The organism is Microvirga sp. P5_D2 (genome assembly GCF_054049475.1).
In genome coordinates this window covers 101,764-120,010 of the sequence record NZ_JBFUMH010000002.1, presented here as the reverse complement: position 1 = coordinate 120,010, position 18,247 = coordinate 101,764, and the positions used below count along the sequence as shown (strand labels likewise).

General features: G+C 61.9%; 12 protein-coding genes. 8 read left to right on the top strand and 4 right to left on the bottom strand.

Annotated features, from left to right (window positions below):
- The first annotated feature begins 4 nt into the window (after positions 1-4).
- Together glf and ACXJKO_RS01450 are read left to right on the top strand one after the other, a co-directional pair.
- Complete coding sequence (gene glf, locus ACXJKO_RS01455) at positions 5-1,159, top strand: UDP-galactopyranose mutase (protein ID WP_457089294.1); 1,155 nt, start codon at positions 5-7, stop codon at positions 1,157-1,159.
- Between the two features lie 73 nt (positions 1,160-1,232).
- Positions 1,233-3,404, top strand: coding sequence for a family 1 glycosylhydrolase (locus ACXJKO_RS01450; RefSeq protein WP_457089293.1), 2,172 nt, complete (start codon positions 1,233-1,235; stop codon positions 3,402-3,404).
- Positions 3,405-3,478: 74 nt separating this feature from the next.
- Here ACXJKO_RS01450 and ACXJKO_RS01445 read toward each other — a convergent pair whose 3' ends face one another.
- Positions 3,479-6,229, bottom strand: coding sequence for a glycoside hydrolase family 2 protein (locus tag ACXJKO_RS01445; RefSeq protein ID WP_457089292.1), 2,751 nt, complete (start codon positions 6,227-6,229; stop codon positions 3,479-3,481).
- Between the two features lie 337 nt (positions 6,230-6,566).
- On the opposite strand from ACXJKO_RS01445, the gene ACXJKO_RS01440 reads away from it, so the two are divergent.
- The 6 genes from ACXJKO_RS01440 (at position 6,567) to ACXJKO_RS01415 (ending at position 15,165) form a co-directional block, all read left to right on the top strand.
- A complete protein-coding gene (locus ACXJKO_RS01440) occupies positions 6,567-6,857 on the top strand; it encodes a hypothetical protein (protein ID WP_457089291.1) in 291 nt (96 codons plus the stop codon).
- A gap of 156 nt (positions 6,858-7,013) precedes the next feature.
- Positions 7,014-9,566 carry a DUF3772 domain-containing protein gene (locus ACXJKO_RS01435; protein ID WP_457089290.1) on the top strand — a complete coding sequence of 851 codons (2,553 nt, stop codon included), beginning with the start codon at positions 7,014-7,016 and terminating at the stop codon, positions 9,564-9,566.
- Complete coding sequence (locus ACXJKO_RS01430) at positions 9,563-10,060, top strand: CAP domain-containing protein (RefSeq protein WP_457089289.1); 498 nt, start codon at positions 9,563-9,565, stop codon at positions 10,058-10,060. The genes ACXJKO_RS01435 and ACXJKO_RS01430 overlap by 4 nt, the downstream gene beginning before the upstream one ends.
- A gap of 140 nt (positions 10,061-10,200) precedes the next feature.
- Positions 10,201-12,138, top strand: coding sequence for an ABC transporter ATP-binding protein/permease (locus tag ACXJKO_RS01425; RefSeq protein WP_457089288.1), 1,938 nt, complete (start codon positions 10,201-10,203; stop codon positions 12,136-12,138).
- Positions 12,139-12,247: 109 nt separating this feature from the next.
- Positions 12,248-14,053: a glucan ABC transporter ATP-binding protein/ permease gene (locus ACXJKO_RS01420; protein ID WP_457089287.1), complete on the top strand. Its 1,806-nt coding sequence runs from the start codon at positions 12,248-12,250 to the stop codon at positions 14,051-14,053.
- Positions 14,054-14,271: 218 nt separating this feature from the next.
- Positions 14,272-15,165, top strand: coding sequence for an alpha/beta fold hydrolase (locus ACXJKO_RS01415; RefSeq protein ID WP_457089286.1), 894 nt, complete (start codon positions 14,272-14,274; stop codon positions 15,163-15,165).
- Positions 15,166-15,169: 4 nt separating this feature from the next.
- Here ACXJKO_RS01415 and ACXJKO_RS01410 read toward each other — a convergent pair whose 3' ends face one another.
- The 3 genes from ACXJKO_RS01410 to ACXJKO_RS01400 are packed head-to-tail and all read right to left on the bottom strand — an operon-like array spanning position 15,170 to position 18,242.
- Positions 15,170-16,471, bottom strand: a complete 1,302-nt coding sequence (locus ACXJKO_RS01410; protein WP_457089285.1) for an HlyC/CorC family transporter — start codon at positions 16,469-16,471, stop codon at positions 15,170-15,172.
- Positions 16,468-17,616 (bottom strand): 3-dehydroquinate synthase, encoded by a 1,149-nt coding sequence (gene aroB / locus ACXJKO_RS01405; protein WP_457089284.1) that lies wholly within the window; start codon positions 17,614-17,616, stop codon positions 16,468-16,470. Before aroB ends, ACXJKO_RS01410 begins: the two co-directional genes overlap by 4 nt.
- A complete protein-coding gene (locus ACXJKO_RS01400; protein ID WP_457089283.1) occupies positions 17,613-18,242 on the bottom strand; it encodes a shikimate kinase in 630 nt (209 codons plus the stop codon). The genes aroB and ACXJKO_RS01400 overlap by 4 nt, the downstream gene beginning before the upstream one ends.
- Positions 18,243-18,247: the final 5 nt, after the last annotated feature.

The following is an 18,247-nucleotide window of genomic DNA, read 5'->3' as shown; positions in this document are numbered from 1 at the left end:
TCGAATGTATGATTGGCTGATTGTCGGCGCTGGCTTTGCGGGCAGCGTGCTTGCCGAACGTCTTGCAACCGAGCGGAACGAGCGAGTTCTGCTTATCGACCGGCGGAGCCATATCGGCGGAAATGCCTATGACCGCTACGACGATAACGGGCTTCTGATCCATCAATACGGTCCGCATATCTTCCACACCAATTCGAAACAGATCTTCGACCATCTCTCGCGCTTCACCGAGTGGCGCCCGTACGAACATCGTGTGCTGGCGGAAGTGGACGGCATGCAGGTGCCGATCCCGATCAATCTCGATACGGTCAACAAGCTCTACGGACTCAACCTGACCTCCGAGCAGTTGAAGGATTGGTTCGCCGAGCGGGCCGAGACGGTCGAGGAGATCAAGACGTCGGAAGACGTGGTGATCTCCGTCGTCGGACGCGAACTCTACGAAAAGTTCTTCCGAGGCTATACCCGCAAGCAGTGGGGCCTAGATCCTTCCGAACTCGATAAATCCGTGACATCCCGCGTGCCGACCCGCACGAACCAGGATGACCGCTACTTCACGGATGAATTCCAGTTCATGCCGAAGCACGGCTATACACGTATGTTCGAGAAGATGGTTAGCCATCCCAACATTCATGTGATGACGCAGACCGAATATGAGGACGTGAAGAACATCGTCCCGCACCGCCGCGTCATCTATAGCGGACCCATCGACGAATACTTCAATTTCCAGTTCGGCAGGCTGCCTTACCGGTCGCTGCGTTTCGAGCATGTGACCCTCGACAAGCCCTGGCATCAATCGGTGGGCGTCGTGAACTACCCGCAGACGGAAGGCTACACCCGCGTCACGGAGTACAAGCACCTGACCGGTCAGGAACATGCCAAGACGGCGCTGACCTATGAATATCCGTCGGCTGAAGGCGATCCTTATTACCCGATCCCGAAGGCGGAAAATCAGGAGCTGTTCAAGAAGTACGAGCGGCTGGCGTTGGCGACACCGGATGTGTGGTTCGTCGGACGCCTTGCAACCTACCGCTACTACAACATGGACCAGATCGTCGGTCAGGCCCTCGCCACGTTCCGGCGTATCAACGAGTCGCTCCCAGTCGATGCGGACACTTCGACCGTCAAGGTCATGCCCTCATCGTCCGCCGCGATATCATGATGGAATTATTGTCGAACAATCCGTGCTGCCCATCGTTTTGATATCTCGGAACAGGAAAGCCCGGAGCGAATTGATGAGAAGACCTTTGGAGCTTTGGGGCGGTATCGAATGCACCGTCGCGCGGGTTGGTGACGAGTACCGCGACCAAAGCGCGGAAACCGGGTACAGCGAGCGTATTGAGGATCTCGATCGGATTGCTGAACTTGGAATTCGCACCTTACGCCATCCGGTGCTCTGGGAGACCATCTCTCCCGAGCATCCGGATCAGGCGAACTTCTCTTGGCATGATGAACGTCTTGCCCGGCTTCAGGAACTTGGAATTCGAGCGATTGCGGGATTATGCCACCACGGCAGTGGTCCACGCTATACCCATATGCTCGATCCCGCTTGGCCTGAACTCCTTGCCCGCCATGCGGCGAAAGTTGCCGAGCGCTATCCCCACCTTGATCTTTACACCCCTGTCAACGAGCCCCTAACGACAGCGCGCTTCTCCGGTCTTTACGGCCACTGGTATCCGCATGGCACCAGTTATGAGACATTTCTGAAGACCCTCGTGAGCGAGTGCAAGGCGACTGTTCTCGCGATGCGCGCTATCCGTAAGGTCCGTCCGGATGCTCAGCTCGTGCAGACGGATGACATGGGCAAAACCTTCTCCACGCCTGCCTTGGCCTATCAGGCCGAGCATGAGAACCAGCGGCGCTTTCTGGGCTTCGATCTCCTTTGCGGCATGGTCGACCACGATCATTCCTGGTGGTCGATCCTCCTTGCCAACGGTGTGAGCCAATCCGATCTCGAGTTCCTCCTTCAGGGCGACGCTGCTCCCGACATCATCGGGATCAATCATTACCTGACGAGCGAACGCTATCTGGATGAGCGTCTCGCCCGTTATCCCGAGCATCATTGGGGCGGGAACGGACGCCATCGCTATGCCGATGCCGAGGCGGTTCGTATGCCATTATCGGCCGATGATCTTGGCCCTGTTGCTCGCCTTCGTGAGGTATGGGAGCGCTATAAGCGCCCGATCGCCGTTACCGAGGCTCATCACGGAAGCTCACGCGACGACCAGTTGCGTTGGCTGATGGAGGTGTGGGATGGCGCCAATACGCTCCGCGACGAAGGCGCAGATATTCGTGCCGTAACCGTCTGGTCGCTCTTCGGCGCTGTAGACTGGAACAGCCTTCTCACCCGCCGCAGCGGGTTTTATGAGCCAGGTCCCTTCGATGTGCGGGCGCCGGAGCCACGGCGCACGGCTCTTGCCCATGCATCCGAAGCGCTCGCAAAAACCGGCCGCTTCGATCATCCGGTGCTCGACAGGGCAGGGTGGTGGAAGCGGGATATCCGCTTCTATAAGCCGCCTGCGAAGATGTCGAAAAATTGCTGGCTTTCCGATGAGCCACGTCAGCTCCTTATCACGGGTGCGGCCGGGACCTTGGGGCGTGCCTATTCCCGTATCTGCGACTTGCGCGGCCTCAACCATGTTCTGCTCTCGCGGCAGGATATGGATGTTGCTAACACTGCAAGCGTCAAGACTGCTCTGGAATGCCATAAACCCTGGGCCGTCATCAACACGGCGGGCTATGTGCGGGTGGCGGAGGCCGAGAACGATGCGCAGACCTGCTTTCGCGAAAACGCCATTGGTGCCGAGCTGCTCGCAAAAGCTTGCGCCGATCTCGGCATTCCTCTCATAACTTTCTCGTCCGATCTCGTCTTCGACGGCAAGCTCGGCAGACCTTACGTGGAGAGCGACGCGGTCAATCCGACCACCGTCTATGGAGCTAGCAAGGCCGAAGCGGAGCGCCGCGTGATGGCGGCCTACGACAAAGCGCTGATCCTTCGGACGAGCGCCTTCTTTGGGCCTTGGGATCGTTACAACTTTATCTGGTCGGTCTTAAACACGCTGAGCAAAGGCGATGGCGTCAAGGCAAGCCTTGATGTCGTTTCGCCAACCTACGTGCCGGACCTTGTGCACGCCTCACTCGATCTTCTGATCGATGGGGGCACGGGCATCTGGCATATGGCCAATGGCGGCGGGATGTCATGGCGTGATCTAGCTGCTGAGGTGGCCACGCGTGCGGGGTTCGATCCCGAGAACGTCACGAATGCCGGCGATCTCCCGGTTCTCAGTACGAGGCTCTCCACTGAGCGCGGCATTCTGATGCCAACGCTTGAAAGCGCCCTCGATCGTTACTTCCATGATTGCGAGCAGGAGTGGTCGGCAGACGCTATGAAGGTGGCGGCGGAATAGCAGTCTCAGAGTTCAATAAAAAGCGGCGCGAGGGATCGCGCCGCTTTATCTTTGGAAGAGATTGTTTCTTCCTTTTACGCAGCCGCCTCCGCAGCCCGCACGGCCTCTTCAAGACGTGCAGTGCGAGATTCGACGGCAAGCTCCACGAGTGCATCTGTCAGCATGGTGGCCGTGGGGTCGGCCAGCGGCGCATCACGCATGAGACGCAAGGTCGAGGCGACCATCCGGCCGCGACCGTAGGAACGCTCGACTCCGAGCGCCACCGGCTTGTGAATCCAGCCGACGACAAGTCCTGCGAAAACGCGGGCCTGGAAGTCGAGCAGGTTGCAGCCCGCGATGATAAATTCCGGCAGAACCCGATCCATGGTCTCGTCGAGAAGCGGGCCTGACGGGAAGCGGGCGAAGTGGCCCGAGCGCCGCAGCCAACCGAACGAGGATGCCCAATCGCCGGACCAGAGCGTGCCGTTGCGGCTCTGCACGCGCACGGCCTGCCAGTGCGGGAAGAACGGGTAGAGCGTCATGTCCTCTTCCGGCAGCAGCAGCAGCTTGGCGCCGGCGCGCACATGGTCGGCAATCGCCTTGTTGTGCGTGCGGGAGACGATGAGGGTCGATTCCTCGAAGGCGCGGGCGAGGGTGTAGCCGAGCGCCCCGAAGTGCTCGCGAATGTCCTCGTCCGGCGACCATACCAGTTCGCCGGTGTGCACGGGCTTCACGCGCTTGGGATGAATGGCGATGTCGTGATGGTTATGAGAGATCAGGCGGCCGTCGGACGCACGCAGATCGAGGCTGATGCGCCGTAGGGATGGCTCGTCCAGTTCGGGCAGCTGCAGTTCCACCTGACCGAGATCGAGCACATCCGGCGCCTCGAGATGCGGCAGCGAAATCTGCTGCATCTCGTTGCCGATGCTGACCTCGAGCCGGCAATCCTCGATCACGGGACCGGCGCCATGGGACAAAGCCAGTCCCAGGCTGGCCGTCTCGCCGGACCAGTAGGAGGCCCGCTCCCATTTCGGAACGATCACCGTATCCGCGTTCACGATCGGGAACAGTTCATGGAACACGCGCGGATTGCGGCGCATGTCGAGAAGGCCGTTCGACTCCCAGTGACAATCATGCAGCTCGGTGATCACGTAGCCGGCGAGGTTGGGCTTCCGGCGCATCGCCTCGATTTCATACTTGAGAGCGCGGAACTGCTGCCACTGAGCCGCGGTCACGAAGCGGCGCAGATCGCCGAACACGCGGTCCATGCTCCAATCCGAGAAGCGGTTCTCGACGCCATGGGCATACATGACGCCTTCGCCCCAATCGTGCCCGGTTTCGAACCACCACGGCTCCTCGCCATTGGCGTCGCGCAGATCCTTAGGATAGGGCAGGCCCCAATTGCCGAATTCCGAGCACATGAGCGGCTCGCGTCCGGTGATCACCGCGTCGCCATGCGGCGAGTAGAGCCAGGACGCGCGGTTCGAGAGTTCGTCCACGAACTGGTCCCACTGCGCACGATGGTCGGGATAGGCGGCGTAGAAGTGATAATCCGCGATGTCGGATTCCACGTGGAAGCTTGGAGCAAGCGGAGAGTTGTCGACGACGAGGCGGGTCGGATCATAGGCCTTGAGCCACGCGAAGGTGCGCTTGAGCCAATCGCGGTGATCCGCGTCGTTGACGAGATCGACGCCCCAGTTTTCGTTGATGATCGTCCAGATGATGATGGACGGATGATTGCCGTCGCGATCGACGATGCCCTTGAGCAGTTTCTCCTTGCGCCCGCGCGAGCGATCGGTGGCCATGCCGCCATTGGGCAGTTCCGTCCAGATGAGCACGCCCATCCGGTCGGCCACCTCGTAATAGCGCGGATCGGCCGCCTTGATGTGGCAGCGCAGGCAGTTGAGGCCGAGTTCCTTGGTCTTGCGGAACTGATCTTCCAGAAACTCTATTGAGGGCACGGTGCAGATCGTGTCCGGGTAGTAATCTTGATCGAGGGCGGAGCGAAGATAGAGCGGCTCGCCATTGAGGTAGAACTTGCCGTTACGCGCCTCGATAGTGCGGAAGCCGAAATTTTCCGCGATCTCGTCTTTCACCTCGCCGTTGCGCATGAAGGTCAGGCGCACGCGGTAGAGGTTCGGATGATCCGGCGACCAGGCTTTGACGTCGGCGACCTTGAACTCGAACGGCATGCTGGTGACGCCGATCTGCGTCTCATGCATCTCGTCAAGCACGACCTCGCCCGAAGGGTCGGTCACTACGATGCGGATCTGGGTGGCGTCGGCGAGGGGACGCGCGAAGAACACACCGGACGTCACCTGTCCCGTCGCGAGACTGGGGACGAGGCGTACGCGGGTCATGTGGTCGGGAATGCGACGCTCGAAATACACCGACTGCCAGATGCCGGAAAGCGGGCCGTACCAGCTTTGTTTGCCGAAGGGGATTTCAGCAAAGGGGGAATCCGGGAACTCGGCAGGGTTATCGGTCGGGGAATCGACCCGGACCTTGATCTCGTTGGGGCCGGGCTTCAGGTGCGCGGTCACATCGAAGGAGAAGGGCAGAAATCCGCCCTCGTTGTTTCCCACGACCTCGTCATTGATGAAGACCTTGGTGTTGTGAAAGGCTGCGCCGAACCGGATCCAGACGCTGTCGTGCAGCCACGCTTCGTCGATCTCGATCGTCCTGCGATAGATGCCAATCCCCGCCCGCATGCGCAGGTCGGAGAATTGGGCCTGCCAGGGACTTGGCACCGTAATCTGGCGAACTTCGGCAGGGCCGGACAGGCGGTCGTCGGCCACATGCAAAAATTCCCAAGTCCCATCCAGATTGATGCGATTGTCCTGCATGACGTCTCCTTGAATCAGAGATTACCCAAGGGCACCCAAAGCGGCGAAAAAATGGCTGCGGGCGGAAGGGATGAGTCAGAGCCCGTTGCGGAATGCTGGGTGATTCCGAACTTTGTCCGATCCATCGGCCCCTCGTCCCCTGACACTGATTAGTGGCCCGTTTCGAACAACGGCGAAATGCAGCATTTGATCCCATGTATCGAAAGCCTCTCTCCGAGGTGCCTGCCCTCGTGATTGGCCCAGGCTTGGCAGGAACCGCCTCTTCCATCGGGCGTTGCCCTGATAATGCCGAGCCTCCCGCTCGCCCCGATAAACCAAGATTTCAAAGAGGCTTGAGATGGTTCAACAAGTTCCTGACGACCGCGCCCGCCAAGCGCCTCCCGGCCGCCCGGTTCTGGGCGTCCTGATCGGCTCGCTGCTGCTGGTTGCGGTTGCGATCACCGGCTATCTAATCTGGGTCGGTTCGACCTCGCCCGATGATCCGGGCACCAATACCGCCCGCGAGGCGACCACGGGTTCCACGACCGGTTCTACCAACGCCAATCCCGGCAACCGCACGAAGCCGGAGAACCCGGCCTATCCGGCGCCGGGCGCCCAGCCCTCCGCGAATCCCACGCCGAACCGGTAACCGGCCATAAATCCATGAGCCTGGAAGGGTATTTCCGCCCTTCCAGGCTTTTTTGTTGCACTCCGTCGGCCTGAAGGCGAGTTTTCGCCGTATTGATTCGCGAAGAACCGGCCCGCAAGGGAATGCGATAAGGCAGACTGAATGAAGAGTATCGGAATGAAGCGGCTCCTGGGAGCCGTGATCCTCGTTTGCGGCCTTGGATCTGCAGGCACTGGGTTGGTGAGTATCGGTTGGGCGCAGCAGGCACAGCCCGCCCCGGCGCCGCAAACACAGGCGCAGCCCCAGCCCGCAGCATCCAAGCCTCAGGCCGGGACGCCTGCCGCTCCCCCCGCCGCGACCGTATCCGCCGAGACGAAAGCCGCCCGCGCCAAGCTCGATGGCTACAAGGCCGATCTCGACCAGAAGGAACTGGCTTTGCAGGGGCGCACCCTGTCGGATGTCGATCTCCAGAACCTTCGCCTCCAGATCGAGCCGGTAATCGCCGATATCCGTACCGTCATCGACGAGCAGACGCCGCGTCTCGAAGCTAGTCGCCAGCGCTTGTCGCAACTTGGTCCCAAGCCTGCCAGCGGCCAGCCTGAGGAAAGCCCCGATGTGGCCCGCGACCGGGCCGAGCGCGAAGCGGCGGTTGCGGAACTCGATGAAACTCAGCGCCTCGGACGTGCACTGCTGGTCCAGGCCGAGCAGCTCAGCGCCCAGATCGGCGACCTGCGCCGGGCGGGCTTCACCCGCGCCCTGTTCGAGCAGAGCGATGGAATTTTCAGCCCCAGTCTCTGGATGAATGTCGTTCAGGCGATCCCGCGCGAGCTGCGGGCACAGCGCATCGTGTTCTCCGACGCTCTCGATCAGGCGGGGCGCAGCATGAGCCTCGGCGTCCTGCTGATGCTGGGCTTGGCGGTAGGAATCGCCATTGCGCTTTATGTCGGCCGGCGCTCGCTCGCACCGCGCCTCGTGCGGCGCGATCCGGCGATTACGGACCCCTTGCGTCGCAATAAGCTTCTCGCGGCGGTCGGTGTTCTGGTTCTCAGCGCGGGCCCGGCCATCGCCGGCAGCTGGATCGTATGGGTGGCCTTCGATTCCGCCGATATTGTCCCGCCCCGCCTGGAGCAGGTGATAGCGGCGATCTTGCGCGGATTAGCCTTCATCGCCTTCGTGCGCGCGCTCATCGATGCCATTCTCGCACCCGACCACACGTCGTGGCGCCTCATCGCGATCCGCGATGTTTCCGCCACGCGGATCATGAGCTTTGCCGTCACGCTGGCAACCATCAATGTCATCGGCAAGGTCATCGAATCGTTCAATACGGCCATCGCTGCCGCGCTCCCCATCACGGTGATCACCCGTGCGGTTTTCGCACTGGCGGCGGCAATTATCTTCGGGGAATTGCTGCGCCGGTTCGCGGCCCGCGCGAACCAGGACGAGGCCTGCCTCGGCCCCTATGTGGCACAGGAAGTCGATATCGGCGGTCCCGTTCGCAGCCTCGGCTGGTTCATCGTGGCCGTGATCGTCGGCAGTGTCCTTGGCGGCTATACGGCCCTGGCGTCCTTCGTCGTCGAACAGGCGGTCGGAATCTCGATCATCATCGCACTGCTGATCCTGGGCATCGCGCTTGCCGATGAATTCATCGGCGGGTCCCTGCGCACGCAGAGCCGCTTGTCCACGACATTGCAGGCCAATACGGGAATCCGTCGCCGCTCCCTGGAGCAGATCGGCGTTTTGGCGAGCGGCGTCGTACGCCTCGCGCTGATCATTATCGCCCTTCTCCTGATCCTGCTGCCCTGGGGCATCGATTCGACCGATGTCACCGGCTCGCTTCGGGCGCTGTTCTTCGGCTTCAGCGTGGGCGATCTGAACATCTCCCTGTCGTCGGTGCTGATCGCGGCCGCGCTGTTCACCGCGGGCTTCACCATCACACGCATCATCCAGCGGTGGCTCGACAATACCTTCCTGCCGGCGACCGATCTCGATGCAGGCCTGCGCAACTCGATCCGCACGGCGGCGGGATATGTGGGCATCATCACGGCGGGCGTCATCGCCTTCACCTATCTCGGCCTGAGCCTGGAGCGGATCACCATCGTGGCCGGTGCTCTCTCTGTGGGTATCGGTTTCGGTCTGCAGTCCATCGTCAACAACTTCATCTCCGGTCTCATCCTGCTGTGGGAGCGTCCCATCCGCGTGGGTGATCTCGTCGTTGTCGGCGATGGCGAAGGCTATGTGCGCCGGATCAATGTGCGCTCGACCGAGATTCAGACCTTCGACCGCTCGACCCTGATCGTGCCGAACTCCAACCTGATCTCAGGCATCGTGCGCAACCGCGTCCGCAACGACCGCGTCGGGCGGGTGATCGTTTCGATCCCTGTCCCCCGCGCGACCGATCCGGACCTGATGGCGGAGCTCATGAAGCGCTCGGCCCTGGCGCATCGCGAGATCATGAGCGAGCCCAACCCGCGCGTGATCTTCAAGAAGGTCACCGAGAACACCATCGACTTCGATCTCGTCTGCTTCGTGGATGACATCGATGCGGCGGGCCGGGTGTCGAGCGATCTCTATTTCGAGATCTTCCGCGAGATGCGAAAGGCCGGCATCGGCGTTCCTCCGGGAACGGCTCCCGAGCCGGAGGAGGTCGAGGAGCCAAAGGACGATGCGTCCAAAAAGGATGGGGAAGAGGATGAAACCTTAACCCTTCTCAAGGATAAGTCGCCGGCATGATCCGTCTTGCCATCTTCGGCCTTTGTGCCCTTGCCCTCGCCGCCTGCCAGACCGAGCAGCGCCAGACCCGTTCGCAGACGCCGAGCTTCTATGCCTCCATGGCCCGTTCCGGTGCAGTGGTGGATGCGGCCATGGCGCGGGATATGATCGGCGCCTATCGCCGCAACAACGGCCTTGGCCCGCTCACGATCGACCCGGACCTGCAAGCCCTGGCGGAAGCCGAGGCGCAGGCCATGGCGTCCGCCGACCGGCCAAGCTCCGCCGATGCGGTGAAAGCGCGCCTGTCCTCCGCGGGCTTCACCGCCCCCGCCGCCAATCTCTCGGCCGGCTACCACACCCTGGCTGAGGCCTTCTCCGGCTGGCGCGAGAGCCCGCAGCACAACCGTGTTCTGCTCGACCGGTCAGCCACGCGGATCGGCATCGCCACGGCCTATACGCCGAATTCCAAGTACAAGGTGTATTGGGCCCTCGTCGTCGCAGCCGACCAGCGCTGATGCGAGGCATAAGCGCCCCGCCGGGCGTGAGAGGGAACCGAACCCGAAGCGTAGCGCTTTAGCTCAGAGCGTCAGGATCGGCGCTGGAGAAATACGCGTCGGGTACAATGCCGGATTTCGATCCTAAACTGGGCAAACAAATGCCCCCGCCGCCGGCGACGGGCACAGACCATGATGTTGGTCCGGGGCAGGACAACACCCTGGCGAAGGAAGCGGATATCGCCGCCGCTCATCAGGCGGCCGAGCATCACGGTCCTGAGATCCACCCCGAGCCTGCGCCAAGCATTGGCCGGGAGCTTTTCCTGCTGTTTCGGGACATGTTCCGGAACCGCAAGGGCTGGCCCATGATCCGGCTGGGCATTGCCATCGTCGTCATTCTCATCGGCAACATGGTCGGCCAGATCCGGCTCAACCAATGGAACGGCGCCTTCTTCGACGCGGTGGAGAACCGCGATACCTCCGCCTTCTTCCATCAGCTTCTGGTCTTTCTGGTCATCGTTGCCGTCCTGCTCGGTCTCGTCGTGGCGCAGACCTGGCTGCAGGAACGGCTCAAGATCCGCCTGAGGGAGCGCCTTACGCATGTACTGCTCGATATCTGGCTCAAGCCCAACCGCGCCTATCAGCTCGGCTTCATGGGCGAGTCCAGCGGGCAGCCGGATCAGCGCTTGCAGGAGGATTGCCGTCTCTTTTCGGAGCTGTCGACCGAGCTTGGCGTAGGCATGCTCCAGGCTTTTCTCCTGCTCGTCAGCTTCATGGGGGTGTTGTGGACACTGTCGGGCACGACGACGTTCATGTTCAACGGCGACGAGGTTTCCATCCCCGGATACATGGTCTGGGTTGCGCTCGGCTATGCGGGCATCGGCTCCGGGCTCACTTGGCTCGTCGGCCGTCCGATGATCCGTCTCAACACGCTGCGTTATGCGCGCGAGGCCGATCTGCGCTTCGCCCTGGTGCGTGTGAACGAGAGCGCCGAGAGCGTCTCGCTCTACAAGGGCGAGACCGATGAGCGGCGCAGCCTCGACGGCTTCGTCGAGGAGGTTCTCAAGGCCACGCGCCGCCTGTCCGGCGGGCTGGCGCGCCTGACCTGGATCACCTCGGGCTACGGCTGGTTGGCAATCGTGGTGCCGATCCTCGCCGCGGCGCCGGGCTATTTCAGCGGTCGTCTCTCGTTCGGCGATATGATGATGGTGGTAGGCGCCTTTAATCAGGTGCAAGCCGCTCTGCGCTATTTCGTCGACAATTTCCCCAAGATCGCGGATTGGCGTTCGGCTGTCTTGCGTGTGGCGACATTCCGGCAGGCTGCCATCGACTTGGAAGAGGTCACAGCAGAGAACGGGCGGATCGACATTCAACCGCATCCGAAGGGATGGCTCAGCTTCGAGAGGCTGTCTATTGCGCTTAGCGACGGCAGCATCCTGATCGAGGATGCGACGGCGGAGATCGAGCCCGGCGAGCGGGTGCTGATCATGGGCGAGTCAGGTGCTGGCAAGAGCACGCTCTTCCGGGCAATCTCAACCCTCTGGCCCTGGGGTTCGGGACGCATCCGCATTCCTCCCCAGGAGCAGATGATGTTTCTGCCGCAGCGCCCTTATCTGCCCTTGGGTACGCTCAGGGCGGCGCTCAGCTATCCCGCCGCGCCCAATACGTTCGACGATGCGGATATCCGCTCGGCGCTTGAGCGCTGTGGCCTGGGCGAGTTCGTGGACATGCTCGACAAGTATGAGCGTTGGGACAAGACCATGTCGCTGGGCCAGCAGCAGCGCGTGGCCTTCGCCCGCGTGATCCTGCACAAGCCGCGCTGGGTGTTCATGGATGAGGCGACATCCGCTCTCGATGAGGAGAACCAGAATTCCATGCTGGCCCTGTTCGACGATAAGTTGAAGGGCGCGAGCGTCATGTCCATCGGCCACCGGCCGGGTCTTGAGGAATTCCATACCCGCACGCTTCATATCCGCAAGACCGAGGAGGGCGCGATCCTTCTGGCAAAGCCGCGTGCGCCCCAGACGCATCGCTCCCACCGCCGGTGGATCGGCCGCCTGCGCAAGTCGTTCAAGAAGCCTGTTCACACGGATGCATGAGGCGGCGCATGAGCATGGATCTTGGCTTCGTGTTCAAATGGGTTTACGCAACTCCCTATCGGGAGCGGAGTTCATCTGACGAACTTCGCCAAGTTCGCAGGTCATTCACATGTGGCTGATCAGGCTTTATGTGCGCGTTCTGGGCCAGCTGGGGTCCGATCTTCGCATCGGCGCAATCCTTTCCCTGGCCAATGTGGCGTTGGCGATCTCGGCCTTCGCCGAGCCCATCCTGTTCGGTCGCATCATCGACGTGCTCACCCGCGGCCAGATTCCCGGCAATGCTCCGGTCACTTTCTCGACCCTGACGCCGCTGCTCCTGGCCTGGGTGGCCTTCGGGCTGTTCTCCATCGGTGCGGGCGCATTGGTTGCGCTTCATGCGGATCGACTGGCCCATCGTCGCCGCCTCGCCGTGGTGGCGAACTATTTCGAACACGTGCTTGAACTGCCGCTCGCCTTCCACACATCGACTCATTCCGGCCGCGTGCTGAAAGTCATGCTCGAAGGATCGAGCGGCATGTCGTGGCTCTGGCTCGGCTTCTTCCGCGAGCATCTGTCCGCCCTCATCGCCCTCGTGGTGCTTCTGCCGCTCACCGTATTCCTCAACTGGCGCCTGGGCCTGCTGCTCGTGGCGCTCGTCGCCGTCTTCACGGTACTCACGGCCATCGTGCTGCGAAAAACCGAGACCCTGCAGGGATCGGTCGAGCGCTATCATTCAAGCCTCGCGGAGCACGCTTCCGACGCACTCGGCAATGTGCCGGTGATCCAGTCCTTCACACGGATCGAGGCCGAGAGCCGGTCTCTGCGCACGATCATCCAGCAATTGCTGCAGGCGCAGAACCCGGTCCTGTCATGGTGGGCGCTCGCCTCCGTCGCCTCCCGCGCATCCGCGACGATCACGGTGACGGCCATCTTCGTGCTCGGCACCTGGCTTCATCTCAGCGGTCTCGCCACCATCGGCGAGATCGTCATGTTCATGAGCATGGCGACCATGCTGATCGGGCGGCTGGAGCAGGCAGTGAGCTTCATCAACCAACTCTTCATGCAAGCGCCGAAGCTAGCCGAGTTCTTCGAGATCCTCGACACGGCGCCCGCCGTTCATGACCGTCCCAATGCCAAGAACGTCGAACGCTTCACCGGCGAAGTCGTGTTCGACAATGTGAGCTTCTCCTATGACGGCAAACGCGCCGCCGTGCAGGATGTATCCTTCGGCGTTCGTCCGGGTGAGAACGTGGCGCTCGTCGGCTCCACAGGGTCGGGAAAGTCCACGACCCTGGGCCTTTTGCACCGTGCTTTTGATCCGCAATCGGGCTGCATCCGCATCGATGGCGACGACATTCGCGACCTAGCCCTTGCCTCGCTTCGCCGCAACATCGGCGTCGTGTTTCAGGAGCCGATGCTGTTTGCCCGCACCATCCGCGAGAACCTGCAGGTCGGGCGCCCCGATGCGACGGACGCGGAGATGATCGAGGCCTTGGAGCGTGCGCAGGCCATCGAGTTCATTACCCGTCAATCAGAAGGCCTCGATACGGTCATCGGCGAGCGCGGGCGCTCCCTGTCCGGCGGCGAACGTCAGCGTCTATCCATCGCACGCGCGCTTCTCAAGAATCCGCCGATCCTGATCCTCGACGAGGCGACCAGTGCTCTCGATGCCTCGACGGAACAGAAGCTTCAGAAGGCGCTCGATGAGGTCATGCGCGGCCGCACGACTTTCGTCATCGCGCACCGGCTTGCAACCATCCGCAACGCGGATCGCATACTCGTGTTCGACCAGGGACGTGTCATCGAATCCGGTGCCTTCGACGAACTCGTCGCCAAGGGCGGACGCTTTGCCGAACTGGCGCGTGCGCAGTTCATGGCGTCCGAGGAGCCTGCGCCCCGCAAGGTCGTGCGGGAGATCAGCACCGCGCAGGCGTGAGGTCGCTTCACTCGATAATGGCATTAGTAAAAATGGAAGAATGTTTCGACATACTTCTGCATCTTACGAAGTTATTCGAGAACATCGACAGCTTTGAATGAAGATTATTTTTCTTTTTTGAAATGATGCGACGTTCTCAAGAATTGTCGTTCTACTCGATTTAAAATTGTTTGCAGCGTTTCGGTGGAATGCATAGAGTTCCGCCGAAGCGAGACTCCATGACGTCCATCGTCCCCGAAAAGACTCTGCAAGATTGGCCGGAGGAATCTTCCTCAGCGGCGCACGACATCAATGGTGTCACGCTTCATGATGTGCAGTCAGGGCCCGCCCATGCGCCGCTTGTTATTCTGCTGCATGGCTTCGGGGATTTCTGGTGGGGCTGGCGGCGGCAGATCGGCGCGCTGACTTCGGCGGGCTTTCGCGTGGTGGCTCCGGATCAGCGCGGCTACAATCTCAGCGAGAAACCTGTCGGCCTCAAGGCCTATGATCTCGATACGCTCGCAACGGATATCATCGGCTTGGCCGACACCTATGGCCGTAAGAAGTTCACGCTCATCGGCCACGATTTCGGCGGCCTCGTGGGGTGGTGGATCGCGTCGCGTTATCCCGATCGGATCGAGCGCTTCGTGGCGATCAATTCCTTCCATCCGCAAATCTTGGTGTCCTATTGGCGCAAAAGCCCTACGCAGCTGCTGCGCAGCAGCTATATGGGTCTCTACCAGATTCCCTGGCTGCCCGAGGCGCTGTTTCGGATGAAGGATTTCGCCGTGATGCGGCAGCTGTTCATCCGCAGTTGCAGACCCGGCACGTTCTCAAAGGCCGATCTGGACCGGTATCAGAAAACCTGGAGCATGCCCGGTGCGCTCAGCGGCATGATCAACTGGTACCGCGCCCTGCGGCGCAAGCCCGAGATCAAGAATCTGCGCATCAAGGTGCCGACGCTCGTGATCTGGGGCAAGAAGGACTTCTATCTCGAGCGAGGTCTGGCCGAGGACAGCCTCGCCTTGTGTGACGACGGGCAAGTCGTCTGGGTCGAGAACGGAACGCACTTCGTGCATCTCGAAGAACCGGCCATCGTCAACAAGGCGATCCTGGATTTCATCAGAGTCTAGAAGCTTATTCTTCCTTAGCCCGCATCTGCCCGAGCGGCGTGATCCTGAGCGCGGTGATGCGGTTGCGGGATTTGCGCAGCACCTGGAAGCGGCAATTGTAGAAGGTGAAGATCTGGCCCGTATCGGGGATCGCTTGTGCTTCATGAATGACGAGGCCTGCGATAGTCGTGGCCTCCTCGTCGGGCAGCCTCCAGTCCATGGCGCGGTTGAGGTCGCGCACCGGCACGGACCCATCCACGTTCACCGATCCGTTCGGCTGGGGCCGCACGCCCTGCACGGAGAGATCGTGCTCGTCCTTGATATCGCCGACGATCTCTTCGAGAATGTCTTCGAGCGTCACGAGACCCATCACCTCGCCGTACTCGTCGACGACAAGCGCGAAGTGCGTCTTCTTGGCGAGGAAGGCTTTGAGCTGGTCGCGAAGCGAGGTCGTGTCAGGCACGAACCAGCTTTCCAGCGCAATCGCTTCCACCTTCAGCTTGCTCGCATCGCCGCCGACCGCATCGAGCGCGCGCAGCAGATCCTTAGCGTGGAGAACCCCGACGATGTTCTCCTGGCTCTCGCGCCACAGGGGCATGCGGGTATAGGGCGAGGCGAGCACCTCGCGCACGATCTCCTCGGAGGAGAGATCCGCATTGATGGTGCGCATCTTGGTGCGGTGAACCATGACCTCGGAGACCGTGAGGTCCTCGAGATCGAGCAATCCGCCCAGCATGTCGCGCTGCACCTTCGCGACGCCGCCTTCCTTGTGCAGGAGATCGACCTGTCCGCGGATTTCCTCGGAGGCCGAGAGGATCGGCGTGTTCGCGCCGATGTGAATACCGAAGGGCCGCAGCATGAGCCGCACTAAGGTCTCGATGGCAATCGCGAGCGGGCCGATCAGCGCCACCACCCATGACATGGGGCGGGCGAGAAAGAGCGAGACGGTATCCGGCGAAGAGATGGCGATGGTCTTGGGCAGAACCTCCGCAAACACGATCACCAGAACCGACATGATGGCGGTGGCATACAATGCGCCGCCATCGCCGAAAATCGCCACCAGCACGCTCGTGGCGAAGGCGGAGACACCGATATTGACGATGTTGTTGCCGATCAGAACTGTACCGATGAAGCGCTCGCGGATCTCGAGCATGCGGTTCACCAGTTTCGCACGGTGGCTGCCGCTTTTCTCCAGCATCAGCATGCGGGCGCGGGATGCGCCGGTGAAGGCCGTTTCGCCCGCCGAGAAAAAGGACGAGAGAAGAAGACAGAAGACGACAACCAGACCTGCGATCCAGAGATCGCCAATAGAGGATTCGTCAATCATGGCCGTGACGTATCGATTTCATCCTGCAGGAAAGCGCGAACCTTGCCGGCCTCGATGCCGGGCGCGATGAAGCTCTGCCCGATCGCTCGCACTAGGATGAAGGTGAGCGCGCCGCCCTTCACCTTCTTGTCCTGCGCCATGGCATCGAGCAGTTCGTCCACCGTGCCGAAGCCGCCCGGAACATGGGCAAGCCGCGTGGGAAGACCGACTTCGGTGAGATGCGCCTCCACCCGCTCGGCCTCCGCCTGCGGGCAGAGCCCCAGGGCGGCCGAGAAGCGGAAGGCGAGGCAAAGGCCGATGGCCACGCCTTCGCCGTGCACGAGGCGCGTGGAATCGTAACGGGTGATGCGCTCCAGCGCATGGCCGAAGGTGTGACCGAGATTGAGGAGCGCGCGATCGCCGTTCTCGTGCTCATCGCGCACCACCACGGCAGCCTTGGCGCGGCAGCTCTGGGCCACGGCCTCGTCACGCTCGGGGCCACCTGAAAAGATGCCCTGCCAGTTCGTCTCACACCAGGCGAAGAACCGTGCATCGTCGATGAGGCCGTATTTCACCACCTCCGCATAGCCCGCGCGCATCTCTCGCAAGGGCAGCGTGTCGAGAAGGGCCGTGTCGGCCAGCACGAGGCTTGGCTGGTGGAACGCGCCGACGAGGTTCTTGCCGTGGCGCGAATTGATGCCGGTCTTGCCGCCGACGGACGAATCCACCTGCGAGAGCAGGGTGGTCGGCACCTGCACGAAGCGCACGCCCCGGCGAACCACCGCGGCCGCGAAGCCCGCAAGATCGCCCATCACGCCGCCGCCGAGCGCCACCACCAGATCTCCGCGCTCGATTTTGGCTTCGAGCACCGCATCGCAGACCTGTTCCAGGCTCGCATAGGACTTGGTCGCCTCTCCCGCCGGTAATGTCACCACGGAGGCTCGCAGGCCATTCGCCTGCAGCGATGCCGCAAGGGTCTGCGCATAGAGCGGCCCCACATTGGCATCCGTCACGATGGCGGCGGCACGGGCGTTCAGGCTTGCGATCCGTGCGCCGGCAGTCTCGATGAGACCGCGGCCGACCAGGATGTCATAGGCCCGGTCGCCCAGCGGCACCGGCACGGTGATCGGGGAGGAGGTCTCTCCCCGGGATGGCGCAACGCTCATTCGGCGGTCCCCTGTACTTCCCTCTCGAACCAGCCGTTCAGGGCATTTACGATGTCGGCCACGACCCGGTCGTGCGGGGCCTCGTGCGAGTCGATGGTCAGGTTGGCCAGCGCATAGACCGGATGGCGGATTTCCATCAGACGGCGCATGGTGCCCTCGGGGTCGGGATTGCGCAGGAGGGGCCGCGTGTCCCGTTTACGCACCCGGCGCATGAGAATGTCGAGATCTGCCTTCAGCCAGATGGAGACGCCGTGTTCGGCGACATTCTGCCGGGTTTCCTCGTTCATGAAGGCGCCGCCGCCGGTGGCCAGCACCATCGGGCCTTCCTGGAGGAGCCGCGCGATCACGCGGCGTTCGCCGTCCCGGAAATGCTCCTCGCCATGGATCGCGAAAATGTCATGGATCGTCATGCCCGCTGCGGCCTCGATCTCGTGATCGGCATCGCGGAACGGCAGTTTGAGCGATTGCGCGAGCCTGCGGCCCACGGTGCTTTTTCCTGCGCCCATAAGCCCGACGAGCACGATGGAGCGCGCGCCGAGCTTGCGGCTGATGGGGTGTCCGCGCCGGCTTCCAGTGTCATGCTCGCCAGCTTCATCGAGCGTATTGAAGCGGCTGATATTGTTCATGCATC